The sequence below is a fragment of the Nonomuraea sp. NPDC049695 genome (assembly GCF_040674955.1).
Taxonomy (GTDB): Bacteria; Actinomycetota; Actinomycetes; order Streptosporangiales; family Streptosporangiaceae; genus Nonomuraea; species Nonomuraea helvata.
Genome location: NZ_JBFANV010000090.1, coordinates 1 through 16,362, shown reverse-complemented (window position 1 = coordinate 16,362; position 16,362 = coordinate 1). Strand labels below are relative to the sequence as shown.

The following is a 16,362-nucleotide window of genomic DNA, read 5'->3' as shown; positions in this document are numbered from 1 at the left end:
GTCAGGCGTTCTGCCGGTTGAACACCCGGGTCCCGACCGTGAGACTGACCGCGGCGAACACCACGGTCACCGCCACGCCGAGGCCCACGGTGCCCGTCAGGTAGCGGCCGCTGAACAGGTCGCGCAGTGCCTCCAGCACGTACCTGAACGGGCTGATGTGCGAGATGGCGTCGAGCCAGCCCGGCGCCATCGACATCGGCAGGAACGACCCGGACAGCAGGACCAGCGGGATCACCGCCGTGGACATCACGGGCGCGAACAGCTGCTCGTTGATCGTCAGCGCGACGGCGTACGACAGGGCGGCCAGGCTGACCCCCAGCACGACCACCAGCACGATCCCGGCGGCCAGCCCGGGGGCGGGAGCGCGCAGGCCGAAGGCGAAGGCGGCGGCGAGGAGCAGCACCAGCTGGATCACCAGCGTGAGCGTGTTGTTGAGCACGCGCCCGAGCAGCAGCGCCAGGCGGCTGGCGGGGGTGACCCGCATCCGCTCCAGCACGCCGGAGCGCTTCTCGAACACCACCCCGAAGCCGGCCAGGCCCATGCTCATCAGCCCCAGCTGGATGATCAGCCCGGGGACCAGCGTCTCCCACGTGCCGAACGTGGTGAAGATCGGCCCGAACAGCACCAGGAAGAGCAGCGGCTGGATCGCGCCGAAGATGATGCCGACCTTCTGCGACAGCGTGACGCGCACACCGTGACGGAACAGCACCCAGGTGTCGCGCAGCATCACACACCTGCCTCTTCGCGCAGCGAGCGGCCGGTGATGTCGAGGAACACGTCGTCGAGCGTGCGCCCGCCGGTCTTGAGCTCGGCCGGGGCGCCCTCGGCCACGATCAGGCCGTGGTCGATGATCAGTATCCGGTCGCAGAGGGCGTCGGCCTCGTCCAGATAGTGGGTGGTGAGGAAGACCGTCATGCCCTTCTCCTCCCGCAGCGAGCGGATGTGGTCCCACAGGTTGGCCCGGCTCTGCGGGTCGAGCCCGGTCGTGGGCTCGTCGAGGAAGAGCAGGACGGGGTGGTGCAGCAGGGCGAACGCGATGTCGAAGCGGCGGCGCTGACCGCCTGAGAGCGCGGCGCCCGGCTTCTGCTCCAGCCCGGTGAGCCCGAGCCGCTCCAGCGCCTCACGCGTCCTGGCCTCCGCCTCCCGGCGGCTCAGCCCGTACAGCATGGCCTGGAGCTCGAGCTCGCCCTTCAGCGGCGTCAGGGGCGACACCCCGCCGCCCTGGGAGACGTAGCCGATGCGCCTGCGCACCTCCTTCGCGTCGCCGAGCAGGTCATGGCCGGCCACCGTGGCGCTGCCCGAGGTGGGGCGCAGCAGCGTGGTCAGCATGCGCATGGTCGTGGTCTTGCCGGCGCCGTTCGGGCCGAGGAAGCCGACGATCTCGCCGGGCCCGACCGAGATGTCGACGCCTTTGACGGCTTCCACGCCGCCGTCGAAGGTCTTACTCAGACCTGATGTCCTGATCATTTCATCGCCTCCAATATTAGAGTAGCCACAATTTTGGAGTAACTGCAAGCTTGGTACGATGTGGGCATGGAAGAGGGGCTGCGGGAGCGGAAGAAGCGCGAGACCAGGCAGCGCATCGCGGACATGGCGATGGGGCTGTTCATGATCAAGGGGTTCGACAACGTGACCGTGGCCGAGATCGCGCGGGCCGCCGACGTGTCGGTCAACACGGTGTTCAACTACTTCGGCACCAAGGAGGACCTGTTCGCCGACCGGCAGGACGTGGCGATCGACCTGGCGCCGCAGGTGCTGCGCGAGCGCAAGCCCGGGGAGAGCGTGGTGGCGGCGTTCCGCCGCGACTTCTTCGACGCGCTCGACACGCGCCACTGGCGCTACGGGCTCAGCGAGGGGTCCGATGTGTTCGCCCGGATCGTCGGCGAAGCGCCCTCGCTGGTGGCCAAGCTGCGCGAGATGCACGAGAAGCGGGAGGACGCGCTGACGCGGGCGCTGGCCGACGAGCTCGAGGCCGACGCCGACGATCTCACGCCCCGCCTGGTCGCCACCCACATCCTCAATACGACGAGGATCCTCACCCACTCTTCGGTGCGCAGGCAGCTGGCGGGCGAGCAGTGGGAGAGCATCGGACCCGACCTCAGGGCTCAGGCGGAAAAGGCGTTCGACCTGCTGGAGTCGGGCATCGGCGACCTGCTAGCCGGAGAAACCCCCGGTCAGCGCCACGATCACGAAGGCGAAGATGACGAAGCCGAGGGTGAGGATCATCAGGACTGAGCTGATGATGCCGCAGATGCGCCCGGCCTGGACCATGCCGCGGTTCTCGTAGTAGTAGCCGCTCTCGTCGATCTCGCGCAGCGCCCTGGTGCCCAGGGACCAGGCGAAAGGACCGATGAACGTGCAGACCACCAGGCTCAGGATGCCCAGCACGAGGATGGTGGTGCCCTGCGGGTGGCTCTGCGGCGGCGGCCCATAGGAGGGGCCGTAGTTGGGATAGGACATGGTTGCTCCGCCCCCTCTCCGATCGTGATCCAGGTGCGTTTTTATACCACAGCCTCCCTCTTGATCACGTTGCGACATCATGGTGGAGCACCTGTTCGGACCCCTTAGGAGCCTGTCCCCGTGCGTGAACGCACTGCCGCCTTCCTCGCTCATCCGGTCTTCCAGCGCTTCATCGTCGGCGTCATCCTGCTCAACGCCGCCACACTCGGCCTGGAGACCTTCCCGGCCGTCGTGGCCGTCTACGGCCACCTGCTCACCGCGATCGACCACGTCGCGCTGTACATCTTCGCCGCCGAGCTGCTGGCCAAGATCTATGTCGAGCGCTCGCGCTTCGTGCGCGACCCGTGGAACATCTTCGACACGTTGATCGTCGGCATCGCCCTTCTCCCCCACTCGGGCGGCCTGTCGGTGCTGCGCTCGCTGCGCATCCTGCGTGCCCTGCGGCTGCTGTCGGTCGTGCCGAGCCTGCGCCGCGTGGTGTCGGCGCTGCTGCGCGCGATGCCGGGCATGAGCTCGATCGTGGTGCTGCTCGGCCTGGTGCTGTACGTGGCCGCCGTCATGGCCACCAAGCTCTACGGGGACACCGCGCCCCATCGCTTCGGCAGCCTGCCGACCTCGCTGTTCACCCTCTACCAGACGATGACGGGCGACGACTGGGGCAACATCGCCAGGGAGGTGATGACCCGGCATCCGTCGGCCTGGATCTTCTTCACCATCTTCATCCTGGTCTGCACGTTCGTGATCCTGAACCTCTTCATGGCCGTCGTGGTCAGCGCCATGGACGAGGAGAGCGCCGAGGAGCGCGCGGTGCTGGAGGACACCGCCACCGCGCAGACCCAGCGGATCCTGGACGAGCTGGCCGAGCTCCGCAAGGAGGTCGCGGCACTCCGCAAGCAGGACATCATGGACTGAGCCCCTTCAGATGCCGCCTGGCGCTACGCCGGCTGCATCGCGCCGACGCGTGGCCGGTAGGTCACCCGCCACAGGGTGACGGCCAGCACCAGCGCGACCACCGCCCAGCCCGCGATCAGGCCGGACACCGCGGCCACCGCCAGCGGCGCGACGACCGAGGGCAGCGCCCATCCCCAGATCCACCGCCGCTCGGCGCCCGTGGCCACGCCGAGCACGGTGGAGGCGGCGAAGTAGACCGCCAGGCCGGCGCCCAGCACCCAGCCGACGCCGCCGTGCAGGTGCTCGGCCGGATGGGCGGCGACCGCGCCGAGCCCGGCCGCCGTCGCGGTGATGCCCACGGTCATCGCGAAGTGCGCGGGCAGCGCGATGTACGCCCTCAGCCCCCGCTCGGCCGCGCCCGGCACCGCGCTCACGCCGTACTGCAGGGTCAGCCACCACAGCGAGACGACCAGCCCGAATCCCGCGACCGCCGCCAGTCCGAGCTCCCAGCCCCAGGACTGGTCGGAGGCGGCCATCACGACCTGCATGACCGCCTCGCCGATCACGATGATCACGAAGAGGCCGAGCCGCTCCCCCAGGTGAGCGGGGTCGAGCACGGCGGCCCTGACCGCTCCGATCGGGCGCGGCATCCGTCCGCTGAGCCGCGCCCGGCGCTGCTCACGCTCCTCCAGCCGCCTGCCCTGCCGCTGCATCTCGCTGACCAGGCGCTCCGGCTTGCGGCTCTGCAGCACGGAGAAGATCATGTCGAGGACGACGCCGAGGCCCCACAGCCAGTACCGCGCCGGCCCCTGGACCCCGGTGGAGACGAACCACGGGATGAGGCCCGCGCCGAGCTGCGCCGCGGGCCAGGCCGTCATGACCATGCCGGAGCGCTGCAGGGTCTGCGAGGCGCCGACCCGGCAGGTGATGTACGCGGCGATGAACCAGCCGTCGTGCGTGTCGTGCGTCGTGGGGATCTCGTGGGCGACGTAGGGCGCGGCGGCGGCCATCACCGCGATGCCGAACATGCCGATCAGCATGCCGCGCGTGCGGGTGCGCTCGGCCTCCGCGTTCGAGTAGAGCGTCAAGGTCGTCCACACGCTCCACACGGCGTAGTAGAGCACCACGAACAGCCCCACGTCCGCCCACGTCGGATGCGCGAGCCGGTGGGCGAGTTGCGCCACCGCGACGACGACAACCAGGTCGAAGAAGAGCTCTAACCAGCTTGCATGGCGCTCTACCGCTTCAGTCACGGCTAACGAGAATAGAACTCCACGACGAGCTGTTCGTCCACGGGGACCGTGATCTGCTCGCGTTCGGGCCGGTGCGTCAGCGTGAAACGCAGGTCAGCGTGGTCCACGGCGAGGTAGGGCGCGATGCGCTCGTCGGCGTGCACGCCTTCCGCGGCCGCCACGAACGGCTGCATCCTGCGGGACCGCTCCCGGACCGTGATCACCTGTCCGGGCTTGACCAGGTAGCTGGGGATGTCCACCTTGCGGCCGTCCACGGCGATGTGCCCGTGGTTGATGTACTGCCTGGCCGCGTAGATCGACGGCGCGAACCCGGCACGCAGCACGAGCGAGGCCAGCCGGCTCTCCAGCAGCGTGACGAGCTCGGCGCCCGACGCGCCCGACCTGCGGACGGCGAGGTCCCAGTAGCGGCGCAGCTGCCGCTCCGACACGTCGTAGTACCAGCGCAGCTTCTGCTTCTCCATCAGCCGCAGCCCGTAGTCGCCGGTGCTGCGGCGGTTGGTCTTGCGGCCGTGCTCCCCCGGCGGGTAGGGGCGCTGCTCGAAGTAGCGGACGGCTTTCCTGGTCAGCGGGACGCCCGCGCGACGCGACAGTCGCACCTTGGGGCCGGTGTAGCGCACGTTCACCTCGATGTGATTAGGTAATCCTTACTTAGGTGAGGCTAACCTATCATTGGAATGGAGGGCCCATGCTGCCGATCCCCGAGCGGGTCCGCACTCTCGCCGCGACCGCGAGCGTCGCCACGCTGTCCGTCGACGGCGCCCCCGCGCCCGCCCGCGGAGGCGTGGACGAGCGCGGCCGGCCCGTGCTGCTGGTGCTGCCCGGGGAGCCGCTGCACGGCCTGCGCGAGGACGCCGTCGTGGCGGCGAACCTGACCGCGATGCGCCTGCTGGGCTCCGTCACGCATCCGCGCGGGCTGATCGAGGTGCAGGGGTGGGCGGAGGCCGTACCGGAGGCCGAGACGCGCGCGGCGGCGGTCGCGGTGGCCGCTCACTGTGCCGACGAGAGCCTGTTCGAGGCGCTCGAACGGTTCGGGGAGCGCGGCGCGCCGCGGCTGCTCCGGCTGGACGTGGGCCAGGTCGTCTACCTGACGGGGCAGGAGTCCGGCCTGCTGGACGCCGACGACTACCTGGACGCGGCGCCCGACCCGCTGACCGAGACGGCCGAGCGGGTGCTCGCGCACGTCAACGCCTCGCACCGGGCGCAGCTGAGCGCCGGTGTGTCCAGGCAGCTCGGGGAGCGGACCGGCGAGGTGTGGCTGTGGGAGCTGGACCGGTTCGGGGCGACCGTACGGGTGGACGAGTCGCTGGTGCGCTTCCCCTGGCCCACTCCCGCGCGTTCCGGCCTGTGCTTGGAGACAGCACTGAGGGGCCTGCTCTGCACCTGTTGAAGATCACAATTTTCTGTGATTTGTCAGGACCGCCCTTGGCACTGTCGCGGCCTCTCTAGCATTTGAGGGGTGAGCGGACCCGAACGATCATCAGATCCCGTCGAACGCGCCGACTTAGCGAACGAGGGCGGGCGGCGGGAGCGGGCCCTGATGGTCGCGGGCGTCCTGCTCGGCACGGTGATGCTGGCCACGGCGGGGATCCTGGTGAGCGGGGACGTGGCCACGAAGCAACTGGACGCGATCCACTGGCCCGGCGCCCCCAGCGCCTCCGCCGCCGTCGAGTCCCGTCTCGCCGAGCTGCGCCGCCCCGCTTCCCCCGCCCCCTCCTCGGCTCCGGCCTCCGCGTCTCCGCCTTCGTCCCGACCGGCCTCCGCTCTGCCGCCTTCTTCGCGGCCCGGCCGGTCGGCCCGCCGCACCACCACGCCGTCCCTGCCCTCTACCGGGCCCTCGGCCGTCTCTACTCGGCCCAACCTCGTGCGGCCCGGAGAGCCCGCCGCTTCCCCCACGCCCGCGCCGGTGCGGCCCTCCGCGCCGACGGCCGCGGAGACTCTCCTGTCGGTCCTGCCGCCTCTCACCGACGCCACCGCACCGGTGCACACGCCTCCCAGCAAGACGCGCAAGCCCAGAAAACCCAGAAGGCCGTAAGAAGTCCGGCTTTACCCCTGCACACCTGGGCTGCCGCTCCGGCGTTGCCGGGAGTGTTCCATGCCCTCCAGCAGGTAGCCCAGCCCCTCGTCGAACGTGGCGTCCCAGGCATGGTCGAGGCCGTGCTCGGCGAGGGCCGGATAGCGGCCGGCGCGCTCCCTGAGAAACTCCCCGGTGTCCTCCCGGTCACGCTCCTGCCAGGTCACCTGCATGACGACCGAGCCCATGACGTAGTTGGACAGGCTGTAGGCGGCGGGCTTGGGAGCGGCGAAGCCGGCGGCGGCCAAGGTCGCGTAGAGGAACTCGGTGCGCTCCAGCGCGTTCGGCCCCATGAGGGGGCGGTCGAGGATGGTGGCCGACCACGGGTGCCGCAGCAAGGCCGCGCGCCAGCCGCCGATGAGCTCGCGCACCGGGGCCTGCCAGCCGGAGCCGTCCGCCGGTCGCGCCGGCAGGCGCACCTCCCCGAACACGGCGTCCAGGGCCAGATCGAGGACGTCGTCCTTGCTCTTGACGTGCCAGTAGAGCGTGGTCGAGCCGGTCTCGAGCCGCTCCGCCAGGCGGCGCATGGTCAGGCGGCCGACGCCTTCCTCATCGAGCAGCGCCACCGCCTCGGCCACGATCCGGTCGAGCGTCAGCGTCTGCCTGGGCGCCCTTGGCGGACGCGACCACACGGTGTCCATCCGGCGATAATACGTTGTGCGAGTAACCGGATCGATGGTCTAGTAAGTAGAACGCTGGTCTGGAGGGAGGTGGCCGTCATGGGGCACATCGAGGTGAGCGGGCTGACGTACCTGCTGCCCGACGGCCGGCCGCTGCTGCTGGAGACGTCGTTCAAGGTGGGCGACGGCGCCAAGGCGGCGCTCGTCGGGCCCAACGGCGCGGGCAAGACCACCCTGCTGCGACTGATCGCGGGCGAGCTGGTCCCGGCGGACGGCCGCATCGCGAGCAGCGGCGGGATCGGGGTGATGCGGCAGTTCCTCGGCGAGGGCACCGTGCGCGACCTGCTGCTGAACGTCGCCCCGGAGCGCGTCCGCGCGGCGGCCGCCGCGCTGGAGGCCGCCGAGTCCGCGATCTCACGGCAGGACGACGAGCCCACCCAGCTCGCCTACGCCCAGGCCATCGCCGACTACGCCGACGCGGGCGGCTACGAGCTCGAGGTGGTGTGGGACGTATGCGCGACGGAGGCGCTGGGGCTGCCGTACGAGCAGGTCAAGGCGAGAGGGCTGGGCACGCTGTCGGGCGGGGAGCAGAAGCGGCTCATGCTGGAGGCGCTGCTGCGCGGCCCCGACGAGGTGCTGCTCCTCGACGAGCCCGACAACTACCTGGATGTGCGGGCCAAGCAGTGGCTGGAGCGGGCGATCAGGAGCTCCTCCAAGACGGTGCTGCTCGTCTCGCACGACCGGCAGTTGCTCGCCGAGGCCGCGGACCGCCTCATCACCGTGGAGGGGCGCGGGGTCTGGGTGCACGGCGGCGGCTTCGCGACGTACGCCGAGGCCCGCAGGCAGCGTAGGGAGCGCCTCGAAGAGCGGCGCCGGCGGTGGGAGGACGAGCGGGCCAGGCTGCGCAGGCTGGTCCACACGCTGCGCCGGCGCTCGGCCGGCAACGACGCCCTGGCGGGGGCGTACCAGTCGGCGGTCACGCGGCTGGAGCGCTTCGAGCGGGCAGGGCCGCCGCAGCGCGCTCCCAAGGAGCAGAACGTCCGGATGCGGCTGCGCGGCGGACGCACCGGGAAGCGCGCGGTGATGTGCGAGGACCTCGAGCTGAGCGGGCTGCTGCGGCCGTTCTCCACCGAGATCTGGTACGGCGAGCGCGTCGGCGTGCTGGGCATGAACGGCACCGGCAAGTCCCACTTCCTGCGGCTGCTGGCCGGCGAGCCGATCGCGCACACGGGCGTGGCCCGGCTGGGCGCCCGGGTGTCACCGGGGCATTTCGCGCAGACCCATCTGCGGCCGGACCTGGCGGGGCGCGCCGCCGCCGACGTGGTGATGCGGGAGCACGCGCTGACCCGCAACGAGGCGATGGCGGCACTGGCCCGTTACGAGCTGGCGCCGGCGGGCGCGCAGCCGTTCGAGACGCTGTCGGGCGGGCAGCAGGCCAGGCTCCAGATCCTGCTGCTGGAGCTGTCGGGTGCGACGCTGCTGCTGCTCGACGAGCCGACGGACAACCTGGATCTGGCCAGCGCGGAGGCGCTCCAGCAGGGGCTCGCCGGGTACGAGGGGACGGTGCTGGCGGTCACGCACGACCGCTGGTTCGCCGCCGACCTCGACCGCTGTCTGATCTTCGGCGCCGACGGCCTCGTCCGTGAGAGCGACACTCCCCGCTGGGACATCTGACCGTCCGGAGTCCGGTCACAACGGCGCGAGTCCGGCTACAACGGCGCGGCCGTGAGGGGTGGAGAAGAGGAGCGGCTGGGGCGGGACAGGGCCGAGAGGGGCATGGTCTCGTCCACGGCCTCCGGCGAGAGCACGTGGTCGAGCACCATGACCGCGCAGCCGCTGATGCCGGCTCCCGCGCCGAGCCGGCTCGGTTCGATGCGCAGCCGCCGGGTGGCCAGGGCCGTGGAGCGGCGGTAGACGACCTCGCGGATGCTCGACACCAGCGGGCCGAACGTTTCGGCCACGTCGCCGCCCAGCACGACCACCGACGGGTTGAGGATGTTCACGGCCATCGCCAGCACCTCGCCGATCCTGCGGCCGGCCCTGCGCACGGTCGCCATGGTCTCGGCGTCGCCCGCCCGCACCAGCGCGGTCACGTCCGCGATCGTCTTGACGTCCTTGCCCTTCGTGCGCAGCTCGCGCAGCAGGGCGGTGCCGCTGGCGACGGAGTCGACGCAGCCGGTGTTGCCGCAGCGGCACAGCACGTCGCCGCCGTCCAGCACCGGGATGTGCCCGATCTCGCCCGCGGCGCCGAGCGCGCCGCGCAGGATGCCGCCGCCGGAGATGACCCCGGCGCCGATCCGGGTCGAGATCTTGACGAACATCAGGTCGTCCAGGTCGGGGTAGGCGCCGCGGTGCTCGCCGATGGCCAGCACGTTCACGTCATTGTCCACGAGCACGGGGACGGGGAAGCGCGCGCGGATGATCGGCGGGATCACCACGCCGGTCCACGACGCCATCACGCGGGCGCTCTCGGCACGGCCGTGCGCGAACTCGACCGTGGCCGGCACGCCCATCCCGACACCCCTGATCATCGAGCGCGGCCGGTCGCCGAGCAGCTCGTCCCAGGTGTCCATGAGCAGCGGCAGCACGACGTCGGGGCCTTCCTCCACGTCCATCGCGAACTCGCGCCCGTCCAGCTCCTGCCCGGCCAGGTCGCAGAGGGCCACCCTGGTGCGGGTGGCGCCGAGCGCCGCCACCAGCACCACGCCGCCCGCGGCGTTGAACTCCAACCGGACCGGCGGCCGCCCGCCCGTGGAAGGTGCGTCGTCGCGCTCCAGGACCAGGCCGCGTTCCAGCAGCTCACCGACGCGCAGTTGCACCGCGGGGCGCGACAGCCCGGTCACCCGGCCGATGTCGGCCCGCGTCACGGCCTCACCGGTGCGGATGAGGCGGAGCACCTCACCACTGCTGGCGAGGGTCGCGGCGGTACGTCGAGGCATCCGCCAAGTGAATCACACAGGGTTAGGTCATGAAAAGTCCGGACTTTTTTATCTCAAATGCCAAAACTCCGCTTGTGTGCGACCCTAACTCTCGTTAGTGTCCGTTCTGTCCCTGCTTGGTAGATCATCGGAGCTCGTACCGTGTCCCCCGTACCGACCGCCAGCCCCGCCCACACCGCCGACCTCGTCGTCTTCGGCGGGACGGGCGACCTGTCCATGCGCAAGCTGCTCCCGGCGCTGTACCACAGCGACAGGGAAGGCCGGCTCTCCCCGGAGACCCGCGTCATCGCCATGTCCAGGGGCGGGCTGACCGACGCCGACTTCCGCGGCAAGGTGGACGCCGAGGTACGCGACCAGGTGCCGATGGACGATCCCGACCTGTGGCAGCGCTTCCTCGGCCGTCTGCACCACGTGTCGGTCGACGTCGGCGGTGCCGACAAGTCCGGGTGGGGCGCGCTGACCAGGCTCCTGGCCGGGTACGAGCAGCGCGACCGGATCTTCTACCTGGCCAGCCCGCCCAGGACGTTCGGCCCCTTCTGCCGCGAGCTGGAGGAGGCCGGGCTGGTGACGCCGCGCTCGCGCGTGGTGCTGGAGAAGCCGCTCGGCCATGACCTGCCGAGCGCGCAGCGGATCAACGACGAGGTCGGCGCGATCTTCGACGAGCGCCAGATCTTCCGCATCGACCACTACCTGGGCAAGGAGACCGTCCAGAACCTGCTGGTCCTGCGCTTCGCCAACGCCTTCCTCGAGCCGATCTGGAACTCCCTGTGGATCGACCACGTCCAGATCACCGCCGCGGAGACCGTGGGCACGCCCGGCAGGCGCGGCTACTACGACCACGCGGGCGCGCTGCGCGACATGGTGCAGAACCACCTGCTCCAGCTCCTCACGCTGACCGCGATGGAGCCGCCGGCCCGCAACGACCGCGAGGCCATCCGCGACGAGAAGGTCAAGGTGCTGCAGGCCCTGCGGCCGATCACCGGCACGGAGGTGGCGCGGTTCACCGTGCGCGGCCAGTACACCGAGGCGGACGGGATGCCGGGCTACCTGGACGAGCCCGCCTCCACGCCGCCCACCGAGGCGTCGCAGCGGGTGGAGACGTTCACCGCGATCCGAGCCGAGATCAAGAACTGGCGGTGGGCCGGCGTGCCGTTCTACCTGCGGACCGGCAAGCGCATGCCGTACCGGAGGTCGGAGATCGTGGTGCAGTTCAAGGACGTGCCGCACTCCATCTTCCCCGGCGGCAGCCCGAACCGCCTGGTGCTGCGGCTCCAGCCGGAGGAGGGCATCGAGCTGCACATCATGGCCAAGGAGCCGGGCGCGGGCGAGGTGACGCTGAAGCCGGTGCCGCTGTCGCTGAACTTCGGCAAGACGTTCACGGCGCGGGTGCCCGAGGCGTACGAGCGGCTGCTGACGGACGTGCTGGCCGGCAACCCGACGCTGTTCATGCGGCGTGACGAGGTGGAGGCGGCCTGGCGCTGGATCGACCCGATCCTGTCGGCCTGGGAGGCCTCCGCCGACCTGCCGGAGCCGTACCCCGCCGGAACCACCGGCCCCGCCGGAGCCCACGAACTGCTCGGCCGCAGCGGTCGCGCCTGGCACGAGGAGGAAGCGTGAGCGAGCGCAGCGAGCGAACCAATAGACGCAGCAACCTCGGGTTCATGGACCCGACGAAGGAGGGGCCATGAACAGCATCATTCAGGACGTCACTGACCGGATCGTCGAGCGGAGCGCCGCCAGCCGGGCCGCCTACCTGGAGCGCATCCGCCGCGACGGCGAGGCCGCCAGGGCCAAGGGACCGGCCCGCGCCCACCTCGGGTGCGCGAACCTGGCGCACGGCTTCGCGAGCGCGGACGCCGAGGACAAGCCCGCTCTGATGGGCACGGCCAAGCCGGGCGTGGCGATCGTGACCAGCTACAACGACATGCTGTCGGCGCACCAGCCGTATGAGACGTACCCGCCGGAGCTGAAGGCGGCCGTGCGCAAGGCGGGCGGCGTGGCGCAGGTGGCGGGCGGCGTGCCCGCGATGTGCGACGGCATCACCCAGGGGCGGCCCGGCATGGAGCTGTCCCTCTACAGCCGTGACGTGATCGCCATGGCGGCCGCGATCGCGCTGTCGCACGACATGTTCGACGCGTCGCTGCTGCTGGGCGTGTGCGACAAGATCGTGCCCGGCCTGTTCATCGGGGCGCTGCACTTCGGGCACCTGCCGGCGATCTTCGTGCCGGCCGGGCCGATGACCTCCGGGCTGCCGAACAAGGTCAAGGCACGCACCCGCCAGCTCTTCGCCGAGGGCAAGGTGGGGCGCGTGGAGCTGCTCGACGCCGAGGCCAAGTCGTACCACTCCCCCGGCACCTGCACCTTCTACGGCACCGCGAACTCCAACCAGGCGCTGATGGAGGTCATGGGCCTGCACCTGCCGGGCTCGACGTTCGTCAACCCGCACACCGAGTTGCGCCACGCGCTCACCCAGGCGGCCGGGCGCCGGGCGGTGGAGATCACCGCGCACGGCTCTGAGTACACGCCGATCGGCGAGCTGGTCGACGAGAAGGCCATCGTGAACGCCTGCGTCGCCCTGCTGGCCACCGGCGGGTCCACGAACCACACGATCCACCTGGTGGCCATGGCCGCCGCCGCGGGGATCGTACTGACCTGGGATGACTTCGCCCGCCTGTCGGGAGCCGTGCCGTCGCTCACCAAGATCTACCCGAACGGCCAGGCGGACGTGAACCACTTCCGCGACGCCGGCGGCATGCAGGTACTCATCGGCGACCTGCTCGACGAGGGCCTGCTGCACGCGGACGTCATGACCGTGGCCGGGCGCGGCCTCGACCGCTACCGCGAGGCCCCCGAGCTGGTGGACGGCGAGCTGGTGTGGTCGCCGGTCACGGGCGGCAGCTCCGACCTGGACGTGCTGCGACCGGTCGCGGCGCCGTTCTCGCCGGACGGCGGCATCCACATGCTCTCCGGCAACCTGGGCCGGGCCGTCTCCAAGGTGTCCGCGGTCAAGCCGGAGCACCTGGTGATCGAGGCGCCGGCCAAGGTGTTCGACGACCAGCTGGACCTGCTGAGGGCGTTCGAGGCGGGCGAGCTGGACGGGCAGGACTTCGTGGCGGTCATCCGCTACCAGGGGCCGAGCGCGAACGGCATGCCCGAGCTGCACAAGCTCACGCCGCCGCTGGCCGTGCTGCTCGACAGGGGACAGCGGGTGGCGATCGTCACGGACGGGCGCATGTCCGGCGCGTCCGGCAAGGTGCCCGCGGCCATCCACCTGTCGCCCGAGGCCGCCGACGGCGGGCCGATCGCGCTCGTTCGCGACGGCGACGTGATCAGGCTCGACTCGGCCGCCGGGACGCTGGAACTGCTGGTGCCCGCCGAGGAGCTGGCCCGGCGCACGCCCGAGGGCCGTCCGCTGAGCGACGCGCAGTGGGTGGGCACGGGCCGCGAGCTGTTCGCGGCGTTCCGCCGGATGGCGGGGCACGCCGAGCAGGGCGCCGGGATCTTCGGCCTGAGCGGCGCCGAGTCGCCCGACCACGGCCCGGGACTCGGCTTCCCCGCCGAGGCCGGCGCCTCCCACCTGGAGAGCGGCGCCCCGGCGGGCGCCCAGCACGCCGGACTGGCGCGGTGATCGATCATCACGGGGCTCACCACCCCGCCTGGGGGCGCGTGCGCGCTCGTGGCATCCTTCGGGGTACGGCGTGCGATCATGTCGCCGCCCTGGATGCCGGAGGTATGCGGTGAGTGCCTTTGACCTTCCGTGGCTGGTCGCCGACATCGGCGGGACCAACGCCAGGTTCGCCCTGGTCACCTCGCCGGGAGCGCGGCCGTCGAACGTCGCGGTCCTGGCCGGGGCCGACTACGAGACCCTCCCCGAAGCCGTGGCCGCCTATCTCGCGGAACACGCGGGCGGAGTGCGGCCGGGGGCGGTGTGCCTGGCCGTGGCCGGGCCGATCGACGGCGACCGCTACCGGCTCACGAACTCCACGTGGGCGGGTTCCGTACGGGACCTCGGCGTGCCGTACGCGGTGCTGCTCAACGACTTCGAGGCGCTGGCCGTGTCGCTGCCCCACCTGGAGGGCGGCGACCTGGTCTCCCTGGGCGGCCCCGAGCCGGGCCACGGGGTCAAGGCCGTGCTGGGGCCGGGGACCGGGCTCGGCGTGGGCGGCCTGGTGCCGGCGGAGCACGGCTGGACGCCGATCCCGGGCGAGGGCGGGCACGTCACGGTGCCGGTGGTGGACCGGCGGGAGCTGGAGATCGTCCAGGCGCTGCAGTCCCAGGGGCTGCCGCACGTGGTGGCCGAGCACGTGCTGTCCGGGCCGGGGCTGGTCCGGCTGCACCGGGCGCTCGCCCAGGTGAACGGCGTCCCCGCGCCGGAGCTGACCGCCTCGGACATCGTGGCCCGCCTGGACGACTCGCTGTGCGCGGAGACGGTCGAGGTGTTCTGCGGGATGCTGGGCAGCTTCGCCGGGAACGTGGCCCTGACCCTCGGGGCGAGGGGCGGGGTGTACCTGGGCGGCGGGGTGCTGCCCCGTATCGTGGAACGGGTGCGCACCAGCAGCTTCCGCACCAGGTTCATCGCCAATCCCGACATGGCCGACTACCTGGCGGCCATCGGCACCGCACTGATCGTCGCCCCTCAGCCGGCCCTGACGGGCGCCGCGGCCTGGCTGGCCCAGCGTGCCCGCACGGAGCTGGTGGGCTGACCCTCCCCTCGGCATGTCCCGTCGGCGGGCGACCCGGTTGGGCCGTCCGCCTTTGGGCAGGGCCACTGTTGCGGCCACGGGGTGGTGTGGGGACTTGTACGTGACTAGACGGCCGGAACGGGCCGACGAGGAGAAGAACTCATGAGCTTGCTCGATCTCGCCCCAGTGATTCCCGTTGTGGTGATCGAGGACGTCGAGAGCGCCGTACCGCTGGCCAGGGCGCTGGTCGCCGGCGGGTTGCCGGTCATCGAGGTGACCCTGCGTACCCCGGTCGCGCGTGAGGCCATCGCCCGGATCGCCGCCGAGGTGCCCGAGGCGACGGTGGGAGCGGGGACCATCCGCAGTTCGGAGGACATTTCCGCTTCTGTCGCCGCGGGGGCCAAATTCCTGGTGTCGCCCGGCACGACCCTGTCGCTGGTCGAGGCGATGGATTCGAGCGGCGTCCCGTACCTGCCGGGGGCGGCGACCGTGTCCGAGGTGATGGCGCTGGTCGAGCGGGGGATCAAGGAGCTGAAGTTCTTCCCCGCCGAGGCCGCCGGGGGCGTTCCGTACCTCAAGGCGCTGGGCGGTCCGCTGCCCGATGTGCGGTTCTGCCCGACGGGCGGCATCCGGGTGAACACCGCGCCCGACTATCTCGCGCTGCCGAACGTGGGCTGTGTCGGCGGCACCTGGCTGACCCCGGCCGACGCGCTGGCGGCCGGCGACTGGGGCCGCATCGAGAAGCTGGCCTCGGAGGCCGCGGCCCTCCGCTAGCCCGCCCCGCACGCCTCCAGCACGCCTCCAGCACGGCCGCCCGCTGCGGCCCTGCTGGACCGCAATGCCCCCGGGGAGCAGGGGCCCATCTCGCGTTCGGGCACGGGATCCACCACTGCCTCGGCGCGCCCCTGGCCCGGATCGAAGCCGGGCTCAGCCGGTGGAGGCGGTCTGATCGGGGCCGGCAGGTGCGTCAGAGTTGGTTGAGGGTGCGGGTACGGGCGTACAGCAGGTCCATCTCGGCCGCCTCGGTTGCGTCCCCCACCTGCCGGAAGGCCGCCGCGGCGCGTGCGGCATGATCTGTCGCCTCCTGGAGCCGGCCTGCGGCGGACAGCACGTGAGCGGCGCTGCGGAACACGATGGCGCAGGTCCTGGCGAGGCGGTTCGGCGGCCGGCCGGGCAGCGCGCCGGTCGCGGCCTGCGCCTGCGCGAGGACGGCGAGTGCCCGCTGGAGGTCACCGGTCCGGTGCAGGGACAGCGCCTCGGACGCGCGGCACGTGGCCACGGCGTGCGGGTCGGCCAGCGTGGCCGCGACGTCGCCGGCCTCGCGGTAGGTGGCGGCCGCCTCGGCGTACCGGCTCAGGACCTGCTGAAGCCTCGCGGACGGCATCAGCGCGTCGAGGAGCAGCCTGAGGTTGTTCCGCTGACGGGCGGAGCCCACGACCTTCTGGT

The 16,362-nt window shown here is 71.5% G+C and carries 17 protein-coding genes; 9 read left to right on the top strand and 8 right to left on the bottom strand.

All coding sequences use genetic code 11. From position 1 onward, the window contains the following. Window position 1: 1 nt before the first annotated feature. On the bottom strand, window positions 2–727 hold the full coding sequence (locus AB0J64_RS46000) for an ABC transporter permease (RefSeq protein WP_364042312.1): 726 nt from the start codon (window positions 725–727) through the stop codon (window positions 2–4). Beyond that, on the bottom strand, window positions 727–1,467 hold the full coding sequence (locus tag AB0J64_RS45995) for an ATP-binding cassette domain-containing protein (protein ID WP_364042310.1): 741 nt from the start codon (window positions 1,465–1,467) through the stop codon (window positions 727–729). The genes AB0J64_RS46000 and AB0J64_RS45995 overlap by 1 nt, the downstream gene beginning before the upstream one ends. A gap of 66 nt (window positions 1,468–1,533) precedes the next feature. Between AB0J64_RS45995 and AB0J64_RS45990 the strand changes: the two genes are divergently transcribed. Beyond that, window positions 1,534–2,235: a TetR/AcrR family transcriptional regulator gene (locus AB0J64_RS45990; protein WP_364042308.1), complete on the top strand. Its 702-nt coding sequence runs from the start codon at window positions 1,534–1,536 to the stop codon at window positions 2,233–2,235. Here the strand turns inward: AB0J64_RS45990 and AB0J64_RS45985 are convergent. After that, window positions 2,155–2,460, bottom strand: a complete 306-nt coding sequence (locus AB0J64_RS45985) for a DUF4190 domain-containing protein (protein ID WP_364042306.1) — start codon at window positions 2,458–2,460, stop codon at window positions 2,155–2,157. The two genes, AB0J64_RS45990 and AB0J64_RS45985, sit on opposite strands and share 81 nt — an antisense overlap. 120 nt (window positions 2,461–2,580) lie before the next feature. Here AB0J64_RS45985 and AB0J64_RS45980 point away from each other — a divergent pair, with 120 nt between their 5' ends. Then, complete coding sequence (locus tag AB0J64_RS45980) at window positions 2,581–3,372, top strand: ion transporter (RefSeq protein WP_364042304.1); 792 nt, start codon at window positions 2,581–2,583, stop codon at window positions 3,370–3,372. 23 nt (window positions 3,373–3,395) lie between these two features. Here AB0J64_RS45980 and AB0J64_RS45975 read toward each other — a convergent pair whose 3' ends face one another. Next, window positions 3,396–4,604: a low temperature requirement protein A gene (locus AB0J64_RS45975; RefSeq protein WP_364042302.1), complete on the bottom strand. Its 1,209-nt coding sequence runs from the start codon at window positions 4,602–4,604 to the stop codon at window positions 3,396–3,398. Window positions 4,605–4,606: 2 nt separating this feature from the next. Next, window positions 4,607–5,221 (bottom strand): 30S ribosomal protein S4, encoded by a 615-nt coding sequence (gene rpsD / locus AB0J64_RS45970; RefSeq protein ID WP_364042356.1) that lies wholly within the window; start codon window positions 5,219–5,221, stop codon window positions 4,607–4,609. Between the two features lie 68 nt (window positions 5,222–5,289). On the opposite strand from rpsD, the gene AB0J64_RS45965 reads away from it, so the two are divergent. After that, a complete protein-coding gene (locus AB0J64_RS45965) occupies window positions 5,290–5,991 on the top strand; it encodes a DUF2470 domain-containing protein (protein ID WP_364042300.1) in 702 nt (233 codons plus the stop codon). 69 nt (window positions 5,992–6,060) lie between these two features. Beyond that, window positions 6,061–6,636, top strand: a complete 576-nt coding sequence (locus AB0J64_RS45960) for a hypothetical protein (RefSeq protein WP_364042298.1) — start codon at window positions 6,061–6,063, stop codon at window positions 6,634–6,636. A gap of 11 nt (window positions 6,637–6,647) precedes the next feature. On the opposite strand, the gene AB0J64_RS45955 is transcribed toward AB0J64_RS45960, so the two are convergent. Then, window positions 6,648–7,316, bottom strand: coding sequence for a TetR/AcrR family transcriptional regulator C-terminal domain-containing protein (locus tag AB0J64_RS45955; protein ID WP_364042296.1), 669 nt, complete (start codon window positions 7,314–7,316; stop codon window positions 6,648–6,650). Between the two features lie 78 nt (window positions 7,317–7,394). On the opposite strand from AB0J64_RS45955, the gene AB0J64_RS45950 reads away from it, so the two are divergent. Beyond that, entirely contained in the window at window positions 7,395–8,969 is a 1,575-nt protein-coding gene (locus AB0J64_RS45950) for an ATP-binding cassette domain-containing protein (protein ID WP_364042294.1), read from the top strand. A gap of 35 nt (window positions 8,970–9,004) precedes the next feature. Here AB0J64_RS45950 and AB0J64_RS45945 read toward each other — a convergent pair whose 3' ends face one another. Continuing rightward, the gene (locus AB0J64_RS45945; RefSeq protein WP_364042292.1) at window positions 9,005–10,234 is read right to left on the bottom strand and encodes an ROK family transcriptional regulator; all 1,230 of its coding nucleotides are present in this window, start codon (window positions 10,232–10,234) and stop codon (window positions 9,005–9,007) included. 141 nt (window positions 10,235–10,375) lie between these two features. Between AB0J64_RS45945 and zwf the strand changes: the two genes are divergently transcribed. From zwf to eda, 4 genes are all read left to right on the top strand, one after another. Then, window positions 10,376–11,851 carry a glucose-6-phosphate dehydrogenase gene (gene zwf, locus AB0J64_RS45940; protein WP_364042290.1) on the top strand — a complete coding sequence of 492 codons (1,476 nt, stop codon included), beginning with the start codon at window positions 10,376–10,378 and terminating at the stop codon, window positions 11,849–11,851. 67 nt (window positions 11,852–11,918) lie between these two features. Further along, on the top strand, window positions 11,919–13,862 hold the full coding sequence (gene edd, locus AB0J64_RS45935) for a phosphogluconate dehydratase (RefSeq protein ID WP_364042288.1): 1,944 nt from the start codon (window positions 11,919–11,921) through the stop codon (window positions 13,860–13,862). Window positions 13,863–13,971: 109 nt separating this feature from the next. Further along, a complete protein-coding gene (gene glk / locus AB0J64_RS45930) occupies window positions 13,972–14,937 on the top strand; it encodes a glucokinase (RefSeq protein ID WP_364042286.1) in 966 nt (321 codons plus the stop codon). Window positions 14,938–15,078: 141 nt separating this feature from the next. Continuing rightward, window positions 15,079–15,690 carry a bifunctional 4-hydroxy-2-oxoglutarate aldolase/2-dehydro-3-deoxy-phosphogluconate aldolase gene (gene eda, locus AB0J64_RS45925; protein ID WP_344984704.1) on the top strand — a complete coding sequence of 204 codons (612 nt, stop codon included), beginning with the start codon at window positions 15,079–15,081 and terminating at the stop codon, window positions 15,688–15,690. Window positions 15,691–15,883: 193 nt separating this feature from the next. Here eda and AB0J64_RS45920 read toward each other — a convergent pair. Continuing rightward, window positions 15,884–16,362, bottom strand: a 479-nt coding sequence (locus tag AB0J64_RS45920; RefSeq protein WP_364042283.1) for a hypothetical protein, incomplete at its 5' end; no start/stop codon positions are given.

Bases quoted from the DNA above. Each gene is read 5' to 3' on its own strand.
- edd (WP_364042288.1), top strand. From the start codon at position 11,919: ATGAACAGCATCATTCAGGACGTCACTGACCGGATCGTCGAGCGGAGC.
- AB0J64_RS45965 (WP_364042300.1), top strand. From the start codon at position 5,290: ATGCTGCCGATCCCCGAGCGGGTCCGCACTCTCGCCGCGACCGCGAGC.
- AB0J64_RS45990 (WP_364042308.1), top strand. From the start codon at position 1,534: ATGGAAGAGGGGCTGCGGGAGCGGAAGAAGCGCGAGACCAGGCAGCGC.
- AB0J64_RS45955 (WP_364042296.1), bottom strand. From the start codon at position 7,316: ATGGACACCGTGTGGTCGCGTCCGCCAAGGGCGCCCAGGCAGACGCTG.
- AB0J64_RS45945 (WP_364042292.1), bottom strand. From the start codon at position 10,234: ATGCCTCGACGTACCGCCGCGACCCTCGCCAGCAGTGGTGAGGTGCTC.
- AB0J64_RS45995 (WP_364042310.1), bottom strand. From the start codon at position 1,467: ATGATCAGGACATCAGGTCTGAGTAAGACCTTCGACGGCGGCGTGGAA.
- eda (WP_344984704.1), top strand. From the start codon at position 15,079: ATGAGCTTGCTCGATCTCGCCCCAGTGATTCCCGTTGTGGTGATCGAG.
- AB0J64_RS45985 (WP_364042306.1), bottom strand. From the start codon at position 2,460: ATGTCCTATCCCAACTACGGCCCCTCCTATGGGCCGCCGCCGCAGAGC.
- AB0J64_RS45950 (WP_364042294.1), top strand. From the start codon at position 7,395: ATGGGGCACATCGAGGTGAGCGGGCTGACGTACCTGCTGCCCGACGGC.
- AB0J64_RS46000 (WP_364042312.1), bottom strand. From the start codon at position 727: ATGCTGCGCGACACCTGGGTGCTGTTCCGTCACGGTGTGCGCGTCACG.